A 14,291-nucleotide genomic window follows, 5' to 3' on the forward strand; every position below is an offset into this window, starting at 1 on the left:
AATGAAAAAATCATTATTGCTTTACGCTTTTATTCTCGCTTTACTATTTAATGTTTACACGTATATGTTTTTGAGTAAGGAAGTAGTTTTTGAACAGGAGCGATATAAAAAGGTAACAACAAAGTTGAAAGATAGTTTGAATTTGGTCAAAAATAAATTAACGGACGCCAACTATTTTTCTTTGGAAAAAAATGAAAATGCCCAAAATTATTTTGAATCTTCAAACTCAGGAAAAATAATTCAATATGAAAAATTAATCCCCTTTGTAACCGAGAAATTATTGGATTACAATTCAAATCCTAGTGGAAATCCCTATGTAGGTCAGGATAAAATTGGGGCTAATAAATTCATCATTAATAAAGTTAAAATTCTAAATCATCGGTGGATTATTGCTGATTTTAGTGATGGTGAAATTTGGGGAGAAGTATTATTGAAATATTTTGTCAATGATGATGACAGCATTACCTTTGAAGTAAATCAATCATTATTGTATCAAAAATAAAGTATATTTCAGTCGCAGTTTCCCGTTCACTGCGGCTGAAACTGAATATTAATTTTCAAGAAGCCAATTCTTGAAATCATAAAAATTTTGTGGTGCGACACCATGACCTACAGGATATTCCTTATAGGTAGATTTTACACCTAATTTCTCAAAAAATGGTTTTGTTTTTCGCGCCCATTCAACAGGTATTACCTGATCTGCAGTTCCATGAGAATGGAATATTTTAAGTTTTGTAAAATCGTTTCTTAAGTAATTTTCTTCTAAAATAGGTTCACTTACATAACCACTCAACGCAACTACTTTTTGCACTTTATCAGGATGCGATAATGCAATGGCATAACTTAAAATGGAACCTTGACTGAAGCCAATCAAAGTAATGTTTGTAGAATCAATTGGATAGGTCTGAATCAATTCATCAATAAATCCTGCGATTAGATCCCTCGATTTTTTGGCTTGTTCGTGATCTGAGAATTTGTTTTCATCAGCATCAAAATTGATAGCATACCAAGCATAAGCACCATATTGCATGTTATAAGGAGCTCGTGCTGAAACAATGTAATATTCATCGGGAAGTTCGGTTGCAAATGAAAATAAGTCTTCCTCGTTGCTGCCGTAACCATGTAATAAAAGTAAAAGAGGATTTTTGTCCAATTTTATTTTTGGCTCTCGTATTTTATATTCTAAAGATAAATTCATTTGGTTATGATATGTTTTTAAGCCATTTTTGGAAATAGGTTCCTAATAAAGGAATTGGTTTTGTTTCCCCCTTTATCGCACTGGTAATTCCATAGGACCATAAAACAAATACAAAAATCCACATAGGGGCGGAAATCATTAAGCTGTCGAAATTGCTAATGATTAATCCCAACGATATGAAAGTTAAAGTGAGTCCTAATCCTTGGCGAATGTGAAAGGAAGCAAAAGTGTTTTTGTCTTCCGAATTCATTGACAAGGCTATAAATACGCCAATTCCTAAGATATAACTTGTAATTGCAGCAGTTTTTCCTGCTTCGATAGTGTTATTCATTTTTTTTTATTTTTCTCACTTTGGGTTTTGTGAGATTTATTATTTATGCTAAAATTAGTTTTCCCTGATTTACAATTCCATATACGGTACCCTTAATTTCTGTTCCCAGAAAAGCAGAGTTTTTCGATTTCGATCGAATGGAAGATTTTGTAAAAATACTTTTTGGTTCTGGATTGAATAGGGTAATGTTCGCTTTTGAGCCTTCATTAAAGGTTTGTATATCGATACCAAACGTAGCTTTCCCAGATGTCAATTTCTCTATTACTGTTTCTAATGGTAATACTGTCATCAATGCACCAAAAGCACTTTCTAAACCGATTGTCCCATTTTTGGACGTATCAAACTCCATTTTTTTATGTTCAATGTCAATTGGATTATGGTCGGAAGTGATCATGTCAATTGTTCCGTCTTTTATTCCTTTCAACAATGCTTTTCTGTCTGTTTCTGTTCTTAAAGGTGGCGAAACTTTATATCTTGTATCGAATTCTTCCAGTTTCTCATCCGTTAAAACCAAATTATGCACTGCTACACTACACGTTACATTCAATCCATTGGCTTTCGCTTCTTTGATTAATTGAACTGATTTTTTAGTCGAAATAGTTGGAATGTGTAATTTTCCGCCGGTGTATTCTAATAGAAATAAATTTCTTGCGATTTGTAATTCTTCTGCAAGATTTGGAATTCCTTTTAAACCCAATCTCGTAGAAACGATACCTTCATTAACTACTCCGTTTCCTTTTATGTTTTCGTCCTGTGCAAATGCGATGACCAATCCATCAAAATCCTGAACATATTGCAAAGCTATTTTTAGCAAGTTAGCATTGTTCAAACTTTTATTATAATCTCCAAAAGCAATTGCACCCGCATTTTTCATGTCATATAATTCCGCCATATCTTTTCCTTCACTTTGTTTTGTCAAAGCACCAATAGGGAAAAGTTGTGTGGCAAAACCATACGCTTTATTTACCAAAAAATGTACTTGGGATTGATTGTCGGTAACAGGGAAGGAGTTGGGTTGTAAACCTATTGCGGTAAAACCGCTTTTGGCAGCTACATCAAGTCCGTTTGAAATGGTTTCTCGGTCTTCAAAGCCTGGTTCTCCAAGCGAAACACTGCTGTCAAACCAACCTTGCGATACATGCAAATTATCCAGTTTTACTTCGTCTGTTTTTTCTAAATTCGGAAGTGATTTTTCAATTTTTTTTATAAAACCATCAACAATTAAAATATCTACTGTCTTGTTATGAAACGGACTTTTCGAATCGATAATTTTTGCTTCTCTGATGATTATATTCATAATGATTGTTTAATGATTTGAAATTCGGCTTTACTTGACCAACCGTATAATTGCCATTTCGGTTAGCAGAAATAACAGTGCAAAGATAACAAACCATTTCCAAATTTGATTATCCGTTCTGTCAGTTTGTAAAGCTTCAAAAAACGACGTTATGGACTCGGTTGTTTTATAATTAGAAAGCATATTTTCATTGGCTGAAGTCAAATTACTTTCGGTTCTGTTGTAGTTGAAACTGATGTTCTCTAACCATTCTTTTTTATTGTAAATACTGAAATTTCCAGCTTGTTCCGGATAATCATTGAAAATCATTTTTACTTTATTATTCAGGATTTGTTGGATAGGAATAAATTGTTCGTCTGAGCCTTTAACAGTTAAAATGTCGTCTTTATTTAAAGAAGCGTCTGTCAGATGCGGATTATTATTTCCAATGATCAAAGCACTTATGGCATTGTTTTGGTTGTTCGTCGCCATTTTATAAAAAGTAGGGACAATCAATGGAGATTGTTGGAAATTTGAATTTACCATATTAATTGGAGCAGAGAAAACATAAACGGTAGCAATCGAATTGGCTAATGAAGTCAAGAAAACACTTTGGTCTTCATAGGATAAAGCGGCCGGATTTGAGCTGGATAATACAAATGAACTTTTTGTTTTTGGATATTGAAAATTGGTAACTTTATTTTCAAAAACGGTACTGAAAACAGGATGACTGAAATTGATTTTAGTAATCAGCTTTTCTTTGTTTTCAAAAGCGTTGAATTTTAGGTTTCCAAAATTCATCAAAAATGAATTGATATTTGTTACCGAAGTTTCTGCTGAAGGAATCACAATTAAATTACCGCCTTTTTCAACAAAAGATTTTAAAGTGGTTTGTAGTGCTTGTGGAATTTCATCCAATTCATTTAAAACAATCGCATTTTGCTCTTCCAATTTATTATAATCCAGAGCGCCTAAAGTGTAATTATTAAAATTGAATTCTTCATTGGTATAAATTCGGGAAAGAAAGTTGCTTTTTTCTGTTTCGCCAATGCTGATGATATTTATTTTCTTTGTTTTTGAAATGCTAAAATATAAAGTGTTATCATAACTCAAACCATTGTCAACTATGGAAACATAACCGTGAAAGGCTTGTTTTGGAATCGTGAAATTAAAGGTTTTTTTCTTTGGGTTTAAAGCTACGACCGTCTTTGCAATAAGTTTGTTGTCGTTGTATAGAGAGATAGGAACTGGATTAAAATCTTCACCATAACCGGATAATCGGACACTGATTTCATAAAAATTATCGAGTGTTTTATTGATAAAGACGCTGTCAATGGAAATGTTGTTTTTTTGTTCAGTTTTGGGAATTATGAATTGAGGAGAATCTTTTTTGTCACTGTTTTTTAATTGTTTTTCATCAAGTCCAACGGCATCCGTGATGATGACAACTTCTTTTTTAAAAGCTGATTTATGGGCTTTTATTTTTGCCATTATATGATCCAACTGAAATGGCGCAGCGCTGTATTTTAGATTTTGTAACGAACTTCGAACCGACTTTATATCTGTATTCCAATAATTCTCAGAATTGGTAAGCAAAGAGAAATTTAGATTTTCGGGCGTTTCTTCCAGTAATTCCTGAATGGCTCGTTTTAATAATTCGCCTTTTTTGCCTTTGGCTTGCATACTAAAGGAATTATCCAAGACAATATACAATTTAGTAGTGGCATTTTTACTGTCTTTTGAATTGAAGAAAGGCTGCGCAAATGCCAGAATAATACAAGTGAGCAATAGTGAACGACAGCTAAGAAGCAGCCATTTCTTAATTTTGGAGCTTTTTCTGGTTTGTATCGAAAGTGATTTCAGGAACCGAACGTTAGTGAAGTTTTCTTTTTTGAAACGGCGTAACTGAAATAAATGAACCAAAATTGGTACAATCAATACGAGTAGAAAGTATAAAATTTCGGGATGTTTAAAATGCATTTTGATTTCAAGTTTACTTCACTGGATTTTATTTTCAATGGAGTTCATTGAATTTCATTGATCAAAAATACAAATTAGTTGACAGTTTTGTTTGAAGTTGCCGTAATTTTTCAAAGGAACAAACAATTGGCATTGATTCTAAAATATTTATGTATTTTAGCTTTTCAAAAAAATTTAAAAACATGAAAAATTCCTATGTTGTTGTTCTTTTAATTTTCATTTTTACAAGCGTGCAAGCACAAAAAAACAGATTCAATTTGCTGATTGGTACCTATACGAACAGTTGTGAGAGTAAAGGAATTTACACCTATGATTTCGATTCAGATACTGGAGGTTTTAATGTTAAAAACACTACTAAAAATGTTTTAAATCCAAGTTATTTAACAGTTTCAAAGAATAATAATTATGTTTATTCCGTAAATGAGAACGGTGCCGAAAGTACGGTAAGTTCTTTTGACTATAATCCGTCAAGTGGAAAATTAAACTTAATTAACAAGCAAAGTTCCAAAGGAGCTGATCCCTGTTATATTATCAATGATGATAAAAATGTAATTGTAGCCAATTATTCTGGAGGGAATATTTCAGTTTTCGGTAAAAATAATGATGGGAGTATTGCTGAAGCCAAACAGGTAATACAGCATTACGGGAAAGGAATTAATGTACAAAGACAAGAAGGACCACATGTGCATATGGTTTATTTTTCTCCCGATAAAAAGTTTATTTTGTCTAATGATTTAGGGAATGATAAAGTGTATTCGTATCAATACAATCCGAATGCTGCGACTGAAACTTTAAAAATTAAAGATAGTATTTCAGTAAAACCGGGAAGCGGACCAAGACATTTGACGTTTAGCAACGATGGGAAATTTGTTTACTTATTGCAAGAATTAGACGGAGCAGTAACGGTTTTTAGTTATTCAAACGGAATATTGAAAAAAATAGAGGAAACTACGATTTTAGCTAAAGATTTCAAGGGGACTTTCAGTGCTGCAGATATTCATATTTCACCTGACGGAAAATTTTTATATGCAACAAACAGAGGTGAAGCGAATACTATTTCGTTTTTTAAAATTCTAAAAAATGGAAAATTACTTTCGAAAGGACAAATGAGTACTTTAGGTAAAGGACCCAGAAATTTTGCAATTGATCCAACGGGGAAATTTCTTTTGGTAGCGCATCAATATACGAATGAGGTAGTGATTTTTAAAAGAAATGTAACTACGGGAGCACTGACGGATACAGGAAAAAGAATCGCTTTATGTTCTCCGGTTTGTTTAGTTTTTACAAAGAATTAAGGTGAGATTCATAGAAGTTAAAAATCAAAAAGGCTAAAAATGAACAATCATTTTTAGCCTTTTTGATTCTTGTTTTATTCTATTTATTCTTATCTTTTCTTTTTTTGTCTCTGGTTTTTAGCATGTTTCTATTCACCGAGCCATGTGTTTTTTTCTTGGTTACGCCAGGTCCACCCAAATTGACTTTCTTATTTTTTTTACTTTTCTCTTGAAAAGCGCCATCGCCTTCAAGTTTTTGCTTTTTCATCATAAACTTAATCGGTTGTCTGTCTTTTTCAGGTTCGATTAATTTAGATGAAACTTCAACTGTTTCCGGGAAAGGTTCGATTTCTAATTCCATATTCATCAACACTTCCACTTCTACTTTAGATTCTTCTTCACGAGGCGTGATCAGACTTATTGCAGTTCCTGTTGCGTCGGCACGACCGGTTCTACCAATTCTATGCATGTACAATTCAGGCATTTCAGGCATTTCAAAGTTGACCACGTGAGTGATATTTGAAATATCCAAACCTCTTGCCATGATGTCTGTGGTGATCAAACCACGTAAATTTCCTTCTTGGAATGAAGCCATTGTGCTCAAACGATAATTTTGTGATTTATTAGAGTGAATCACTCCAAACTGACCTTCAAAATCTTCTTCTATACGTTCGTGAACCATATCTGAAATCTTCTTGTTGTTTACAAAAACCAGAACACGACTCATGTCTTCATTGTTTTGTAATAAGTGTTTTAGAAGGTTTATTTTGGTATTGAAATTGGCAACTTTATAGGTGATTTGTTTGATGTTTTCCAATGGTGTTCCTGATGCTGAAAGCGTAACTTCTTCTGGATAATCAAAATAGTCATTCAAAATAGCATCTACGTCATCGGTCATAGTTGCCGAAAAGAGTATGTTTTGACGTTTTTTAGGCATCATCGCCAAAAGTGCTGTCAATTGTGTTCTGAAGCCTAAGTTAAGCATTTCATCAAACTCATCTATAACAAGTTTTTGCATTTCTTCAAAACGTATCACATTGTCTAAAGTCAAATCCATTGTTCGTCCTGGTGTGCCTACAAGGATATCACAACCTTGATAAACCGCTGTTTTTTGGGTATTGATGTTTACGCCACCAAAAATTCCAATAGTTCGAACTGACATGTATTTTGTCAATTTTTCTACTTCTTCCACTACCTGCACTACAAGCTCACGGGTAGGAACTAGAATCACTATTTTAGGGGTATGTCCCGGGGTAAATTTATATAACTTTAATAAAGGCAATAGATAGGCAAATGTTTTACCGGTACCGGTTTGGGCAATTCCCATCATATCTCTTCCTGACATTATTACAGAAAAAGTTTTTTCCTGAATAGGAGTAGGTGTGGTAAATCCTAAATCATCTATTGCTTTTTGTACAGATTTAGGGAGATTGAATTGTTCGAAAGTACTCATTTGCTTAAATTTTGTGCAAAGATAGTCATTTTGAAAGTAATACAAGATTTGATGCTAAACTTCAACAATCTACCTTTTTATTTGAATCTTAATTCCCAAGATAAATTAAGGGTATAGATCCAAAAGTATTTACCGGGGTCAAATATTATTTCTTGATGCGTAACTGCAAATTGAGTTCCCCAAGCATTTTGTTTGTTTGACGAAGAAAAATAATATCCCAAATTAATTTTTTGTGACTGTAAATTTATGATTGAAGCTTCATTTCCATTAAAATTAAACTGATTTGTTTCAGGTGAAAAACCAATTCCTAAAGAAAGGCCTAAATAATTGTCTGCGTCACTGCGGTATCTTCGGTATGCAATAGTTCCAGAACTACTGGTTCCAGCGCCACCGGGTGTTATATAAGGACGAAAAGACCAATAACTATTTCCATAATACCAGCCCACAGATCCGGTGTATATAGTAGTGGTCATACTGTAAATTAAAGTTCGGAATCCTAAAGAAACTTCAAAGCTTTTCGGTAAAGATTTGTAAAGTTCTGCACCAAATCTTATATCTGGAAATAGAAAAGAATTTGACAAGCCTAGATTAACATAGGCATAGAATCCTTTTGAAATTTTAGGATATAAATCGACTTCATACTGTACCCCATTTTCCTTGAATCTTCTACTAAAATTTACTTTCGCTAGTATGCTTCCATATTTCGTTTGTCGGCCATATTTAAAAGTATGGTACTGCATTGGATCAAATACGTCCGAATACAAATCAACAGTTGAATTAATTCCAATAGAATTTTGGCTCAGTTTTTTATTTAAACTTACTTTATAATCTTTGGCTTTTTGTTCTTCCGGATTTTTACTCAATATAAATTGAACGGTATTTAATGCTTCTATTGGATTGTTTGTGCTTTCTTGCGCAGTCGCTTTTAAATACAATATTTCCGTATCATCAGGAAAGTGTTTCAAAGCTTCATTTGTCATTTCTAAAGCTGCAAATGGCATATTTGCCCATGACTCATTTTTAATTGCGGCAATCCATGTACCCTTGTTTTTAGGATCTCTTTCTAAAACATAAGTAAACTCTTTTCGCGCTTTTTTATATTCTTCGTCCCAAGTATAGGTTGTTGCTAAAAAAGAACGGATTTCGTGATAGTCCGGATATTTAGTTAAGATAGAAAGCAAAGTGTCCTGTGCTTGTTTACGCTGTTTGTTGAACGCTAAATTACGAGCAGTCTGAAAGGAAGCATCTGGATCTCCATTGTATTTCTTTTCCTGTCCCGACATTTGTAAGGCCCCTAAAAATGTCCAAATACAAATGAGTTTTATGACTATATTTTGGATCATTTTTTTAAAGATTGTTTAAAAGTTAAGTAATTGTTATTCTCAGGATGCATTTTTATAAGGCTGTCAATAGTTTTAGAAGCCTGATTTTTATTTTTCATCCTTTCATAGGCTTGTGCCAGTTTATAACCTAATTCAGCATCGTTGATTTGGTTTGCTAATCCTTTTTTACCAATTTCAATTGCTTTTTTATTCTGGCCCGACCACCAATATACATCCATTATTGCTAAATAAGAATCGCCATAAAAGGGTGTCCTGTTTATCACTTCCAGTAATTCTATCTCTGCATTTTTATAGTCGCCGTCCCATGCTAATGTTCTGCCTTTTAATGTTCTTACGTCGCCATAATTTGGAAGTTTATTCAATATAATATTGCATAGCAATCGTGCTTTTTCACGCTCTTTTTTGAATGCTAAATCTCTGGCTAAAATGAAAATCTGATCAGGATTTAATCCTTTTGTTAATTTTTTTATTAGCGAAAGTTGCTCAGGTGTAAAGGTATAAGTAGGTTTTTTAAAGCTGTTGGCGGTATTGGTAATTTTATTCTTTGTGGTTAAGTAAGCATTTAATTTTTTATAATCATTAAAAGAACCTGTTATCGTTTCCATCATGTCGCTGTCTGCTTCGCTAAGATTGAAATTTTCGTCAATTTTAAAAAGACTGCCATCTGAATAAAAATAGTCCTTATAGATATAATCATTAATACTGCCTTTGTATCTCATTAATGGAATGTTGTGGATGTTTCTAAATTCTCTAACCGTATCCAAACCCTGACCTATCCAAGTCGTTTTTTCCAATTTGTTGAATGTATAATTATTCGTTAAAAAGGAAACTAAACTTGGTGTTACATCACTATGTGAAGAAATGGATTTGAATTTTGCAGTTCTCTTCAGCATAGGGCTGTAAATGTAAAGAGGAACATGAAAACGGGATAAATTGTCTTTTTGGGGAACCGGAATTAAGCGGTGATCTCCCGTGATTATAAAAATGGTATTTGCGTAATCAGGTCTTTTAGAATAGGCTTTCATGAAGGTTTGGATAGCATTATCAGTATAAAGAAGACAGGCAAATATGTCTTTGTATTCGCTGCTGTTTTTTTCAAAATATGATTTTGTTTTTAAAATACGAGTTACCTTTTCTAAGTATATTTTTTTAGAAGGGAAATCAAATGGTTCGTGATTGGTAAGTGTCATGATGATATCCAATCGGGGTTCTTTTTTTCCTTTTAATTCAGACAATGTTTTGCGGTATATTTCAGCATCAGGATAGCCCCAGGAGAATCCGCCGGAATTTTCCTTTGTCTTAGTATATCCAGGGCCAAATTTATTGATATCAATGATTTTATCAATACCATTATATTCTAAGAAATTACTTTTTCTGTCAAACGTGGATTCATCTCCAGAATAATAAGTAGTAGTATAACCGTTTGATTTTAGAATACTGATTAATGAATTGTGTTTCGGAATTGGATTCAATTCCATAAATCCGTTTTCTCCAAACGGTAACGAACCAATTAAAGAAGGTAATGCACCAAATGTTCGTCCGGCATTACTCACGAAATTTTCCCAATAAAGCGATTTTGTGGTTAATGAGTCTAGGTAAGGGGTAAACCCTTCGTATTCACCATCATCAGTAAAATCGCTTCCAAGGCCTTCCACAATAATAAAAACGACATTTGGTTTTTCTTTTTGAATATTAAAAAATGGCGCCAATACATCTTTTGTGCTTTCAGCTGTTTTTTCTAAAGGAAATTCTTTTTTGAAAGTCAGATTACCCTCAGAAGCTGAAGCTTTGTCATTTTCAGCTCTTATAATGTCACTCAATAAGAAATTTAATTTGTTTTGAGCAGTAGTTTTGTTGGTACTGGCAATTAGAAAAGTTAAACTCCCAAAAAGGAATACGATTAAAAGTAAAATTTTGGTATTGATTTTATGTCCAAATGAATTGAATAACCAAATCAGTCCCAGATAAACAATCGGAAGTATTATAAATGGTAAAAACATTAAAAAGGACATCGATAAAGAGGCAGTAACAGTAGTATACATGTCACTTACAGAATAGCCTAAAATATCAGCTCCCAGATTAATGTGAGTGGTGAGGCTGTATCCTATCAGACCAAGTTGGATGATTGCAATAATGGAGAACAGTACTTTAATAACAAGTATTCCTAAAGGATTTTTAATGTATTTTAGTAATAAATACAGCGGAAAAAATAATAATCCAATTAGGAATCCCGTAAAAAAATCATTTAGTAATTTGGAGGTAAATAATAGTATATCAAATTTTTTGAATAATTCAATCAAGCTTAAGAGACAAAAAATAATTATTAGTGAAATTGTGGCGTAAATATATTCTAAACTGTTATAGTAAGAGAATTTTTGTTTCATTTGGATGTTTTATAGTATTAGGCTTTAGTCATTCCTTTTCGTGTCATAGCTCCCCATTTCTTTTTTTTGTTAAAATAGTAATCTACATTTCCACTAATTGCGGCATATAAAATAACGGGATGATTAACAAAAGGTTCTAAAAAAGCAATCTTTAACAGGTTGAAACCTGTTCCTTTCTTTTTGTATTGATGATAGGTAAGTTCTTCCGTAATTATAGCAACGATTGAAAACAAGACTGAAAATAAATAGGCAAAGATAATAAAGACTAATGCATAATCCCATCTCACATGATTTAATGCAATAAGAATTCCGAAATATATTAAACCGGCAACTTCAACAATGGGTGCCATTCTTTCGAAGAAAAACCAATAAGGATAACTTAAAAGTCCCAAGGAATTGTATTTTGGATTAAACCCAATTTTCCGATGTCTTCTTAACGTTTCGATAGTCCCGCGAGTCCATCTGTTTCTTTGGGAAATAAAAGTTTTATAGTTGTCTGGAGCTTCTGTCCAGCATAGCGGGTCAGGAATGTAAGCTACTTTATATTTTTGTTTCTGATCTTCCATGTATCTTCTCATTCGCACAATAATTTCCATATCTTCCCCTACGGTATTTGTATCGTAACCGCCCACTTTAATGGCTATTTTTTTATCAAATAGACCAAACGCACCTGAAATCACTAACAAACCATTTAGTCTGCTCCAAGCCATCCTTCCTAATAAAAAGGCTCTCAGGTATTCCAAAATTTGACCTTGTTCCATCCATGTTTTAGGAAAGTTTACATCGAGTAATTTACCATCCTTAACAATGCATGAATTGGCGATTCTTATTACTCCACCAGCGGCAATTACTTTGGCATCGGTTGTTTCTAGAAATGGTTTAATCATTTTTTGAAGTGCATCTTCCAATAACAAACAATCCACATCTATACAGGCAACATATTTGTTTTTACTTACATTCAGTCCCATATTTAAAGCATCAGCTTTTCCACCGTTTTCTTTGTCAATTACAGTTAATTTATCAAATGCAGGATTTGTAGATTTATAAATGCCTTTTCTTAGTGGTTTTGTTTTAATCTGTTCATTGATATGATGGCTTATTTGAATGAGGTCGTAGGCTTCAATAAGCTTACTTAAACTATCATCTTTACTCCCATCATTTATAATGATAACATCATAATTTACATAATGACTCGATAATAGAGAACGTACGTTTTCAACAATGTTTAAACTTTCATTATAGGCAGGTGCTATAATTGAAATTGAAGGGGAGAACGTCGAAGATAATATTTCCTTATAATTAACAAAGCTGTTTTTCTTTACATATTGAATTGTTTCTATTGCTGAAATTACTGCTAATATAACATAAGATGCAATTGCAGCGGCAGAAAAAATAAAAAAGAAATAATGAACGATTGATATTATAATTTGTAGAGTAGTTGTTTCCATCATAGTCAATTGGTTTTTAGGCTGTCAACATTTTTTTTAATTCCACCTCGTATAAAGCATATTCTTCAAAATTAATATTCTTTAAAATCTCCATTATTAATAACTTAATTTCAAAATTTTTGTGATGTATGTGTTCCAGTAAAAAGGGTTTGTCGCTATTCTCGTACACATTTTCCATCATTTTTAGAAAAGCGATTTGTTCTTCATGACCGCGTTCATTAAAATTATTTTTCAAAATGTTTTTGGCTTCAACAATATTCAAATAGCTTAATGCAGAAATTACGTTAACCCTTACGTCTTCATTCTCATGATGTAATAGTTCAATAAGCTCTTCTTTTGCTTCAAATTGATTGTAAATTTTAGCCAGTTTTAAGCTGAAAATGATTACAGAATCATTTGAAGATTTTAACCACGGTCTAATGTCTGCAATTTGTGCATCATTGTTAATTTGGAGGATTTCCAACAATTGAATCTGATCCCATTCAGATAAAGAGGTTTCTAAGACATTCAAAAAATCAAGTCCCTTGAAAGCATACAAATGAACCAAGTATAATTGCATTTCTTTACGAACTTCTCTCTTCGGATGGTTGATGTTTTTCATTATGATTTTATGAACTCCCTTTATTTTAAATTGTGTGAGTTCTCTAATTCCGATAGCGATAACATCCCATTTTTCATTTCTCAGTTTAGCTAATGAGTAACGTAAAAGACCCAATTTGATAAAGAGTTTATCAATAGATTCAGCTATTTCACCAGATATCTCATTTCTTAATTTTAATAATGTTGAAATAATAATTTTTCTTTTAAAAGGATCAGCTACACATTTTTTTAATTCATTGATAATTAATTGTTGCTCTGAGCTAAAGGTACCATCTTCATTTCCGGAGTACAAATAGGTTACAAGATAAGATTCATACTCCTCTTGATATTTAGCCTTAATCTTTTCATTCTCCCTTAAATGATTTCTTAAATACTTCAGATACATGATTAGCATCATGATAATTATAAAAAAAACACTGCTTAAAGCCCAGGCCAATTGAATTATTGGTGAGGAGTGTTTTAAAAATTCTAAAAGGTGGAAGTTCTCGTTCATAACCAGAAGCTTTAAGTTATTCGTTTGGAATATTAAATCAACAATCGTTTTACCCTGATTACTAATTCATGTGGGCTAAAAGGTTTGCTCATAAAATCAGTAGCTCCCAAGTCAAATGCTTTAAGTACGATTTCTTCCTGTCCTGCTGACGAAAAAACAACAATTGGAGTTTGTGTATTTAATTTGTTCCTTACATGACTGATTACTTCTAATCCGCTGACAAAAGGCATCATGATATCGGTTAAAATTAATTGTGGATTGTGCTCTTCTATTAATTCGATTGCTTGCTTCCCGTCCACAGCGATAAGAAGTTTATATCCTTCTTTTTCTAATCTAAATTTCAGTAGCAAAGAGAGGACCGAATTATCTTCGGCCAGAACAATTTTTTTTGTGGTATTCATTTGTTTTTGGTTTTAATTTGGTTAATAATTCAGATTTAAAATACCTAAAATCTTTTGTTTGCTGTAATGATTTAAAAGTTGAATTTTTTATCTGATTCTTACCCTTTTCA

The 14,291-nt window shown here is 32.6% G+C and carries 12 protein-coding genes; 2 read left to right on the forward strand and 10 right to left on the reverse strand.

What is annotated here, in order from left to right:
- Position 1 precedes the first annotated feature (1 nt).
- On the forward strand, positions 2 to 502 hold the full coding sequence (locus ACNQGH_RS18535) for a hypothetical protein (RefSeq protein ID WP_417957507.1): 501 nt from the start codon (positions 2 to 4) through the stop codon (positions 500 to 502).
- 48 nt (positions 503 to 550) lie between these two features.
- Here the strand turns inward: ACNQGH_RS18535 and ACNQGH_RS18540 are convergent, their stop codons facing one another.
- Genes ACNQGH_RS18540 through ACNQGH_RS18555 form a run of 4 tightly spaced genes read right to left on the reverse strand, consistent with a single transcriptional unit; the run spans position 551 to position 4,785 of the window.
- Positions 551 to 1,198, reverse strand: a complete 648-nt coding sequence (locus tag ACNQGH_RS18540) for an alpha/beta hydrolase (RefSeq protein ID WP_417957508.1) — start codon at positions 1,196 to 1,198, stop codon at positions 551 to 553.
- Between the two features lie 4 nt (positions 1,199 to 1,202).
- Positions 1,203 to 1,529: a hypothetical protein gene (locus tag ACNQGH_RS18545; protein ID WP_417957509.1), complete on the reverse strand. Its 327-nt coding sequence runs from the start codon at positions 1,527 to 1,529 to the stop codon at positions 1,203 to 1,205.
- Positions 1,530 to 1,572: 43 nt separating this feature from the next.
- Entirely contained in the window at positions 1,573 to 2,826 is a 1,254-nt protein-coding gene (locus tag ACNQGH_RS18550; protein WP_417957510.1) for a dihydroorotase, read from the reverse strand.
- A 30-nt stretch (positions 2,827 to 2,856) separates the two neighbouring features.
- Positions 2,857 to 4,785: a vWA domain-containing protein gene (locus ACNQGH_RS18555; protein WP_417957511.1), complete on the reverse strand. Its 1,929-nt coding sequence runs from the start codon at positions 4,783 to 4,785 to the stop codon at positions 2,857 to 2,859.
- A 182-nt stretch (positions 4,786 to 4,967) separates the two neighbouring features.
- Between ACNQGH_RS18555 and ACNQGH_RS18560 the strand changes: the two genes are divergently transcribed.
- Positions 4,968 to 6,080: a lactonase family protein gene (locus ACNQGH_RS18560; RefSeq protein WP_417957512.1), complete on the forward strand. Its 1,113-nt coding sequence runs from the start codon at positions 4,968 to 4,970 to the stop codon at positions 6,078 to 6,080.
- A gap of 79 nt (positions 6,081 to 6,159) precedes the next feature.
- Here ACNQGH_RS18560 and ACNQGH_RS18565 read toward each other — a convergent pair whose 3' ends face one another.
- The 6 genes from ACNQGH_RS18565 to ACNQGH_RS18590 all read right to left on the reverse strand — a co-directional run bounded on the left by ACNQGH_RS18565 (position 6,160) and on the right by ACNQGH_RS18590 (position 14,181).
- Positions 6,160 to 7,512 (reverse strand): DEAD/DEAH box helicase, encoded by a 1,353-nt coding sequence (locus tag ACNQGH_RS18565; RefSeq protein WP_417957513.1) that lies wholly within the window; start codon positions 7,510 to 7,512, stop codon positions 6,160 to 6,162.
- 77 nt (positions 7,513 to 7,589) lie between these two features.
- Positions 7,590 to 8,855 carry a YaiO family outer membrane beta-barrel protein gene (locus tag ACNQGH_RS18570; protein ID WP_417957514.1) on the reverse strand — a complete coding sequence of 422 codons (1,266 nt, stop codon included), beginning with the start codon at positions 8,853 to 8,855 and terminating at the stop codon, positions 7,590 to 7,592.
- Positions 8,852 to 11,239 (reverse strand): sulfatase-like hydrolase/transferase, encoded by a 2,388-nt coding sequence (locus ACNQGH_RS18575; RefSeq protein ID WP_417957515.1) that lies wholly within the window; start codon positions 11,237 to 11,239, stop codon positions 8,852 to 8,854. The genes ACNQGH_RS18570 and ACNQGH_RS18575 overlap by 4 nt, the downstream gene beginning before the upstream one ends.
- A gap of 17 nt (positions 11,240 to 11,256) precedes the next feature.
- Positions 11,257 to 12,687 carry a glycosyltransferase family 2 protein gene (locus ACNQGH_RS18580; RefSeq protein WP_417957537.1) on the reverse strand — a complete coding sequence of 477 codons (1,431 nt, stop codon included), beginning with the start codon at positions 12,685 to 12,687 and terminating at the stop codon, positions 11,257 to 11,259.
- 16 nt (positions 12,688 to 12,703) lie between these two features.
- Positions 12,704 to 13,780: a HEAT repeat domain-containing protein gene (locus tag ACNQGH_RS18585; protein WP_417957516.1), complete on the reverse strand. Its 1,077-nt coding sequence runs from the start codon at positions 13,778 to 13,780 to the stop codon at positions 12,704 to 12,706.
- Positions 13,781 to 13,812: 32 nt separating this feature from the next.
- Positions 13,813 to 14,181 carry a response regulator transcription factor gene (locus tag ACNQGH_RS18590; RefSeq protein ID WP_417957517.1) on the reverse strand — a complete coding sequence of 123 codons (369 nt, stop codon included), beginning with the start codon at positions 14,179 to 14,181 and terminating at the stop codon, positions 13,813 to 13,815.
- Positions 14,182 to 14,291: the final 110 nt, after the last annotated feature.

The sequence above is a fragment of the Flavobacterium kochi genome (assembly GCF_048286715.1).
In the GTDB taxonomy this organism is placed as follows: Bacteria; Bacteroidota; Bacteroidia; order Flavobacteriales; family Flavobacteriaceae; genus Flavobacterium.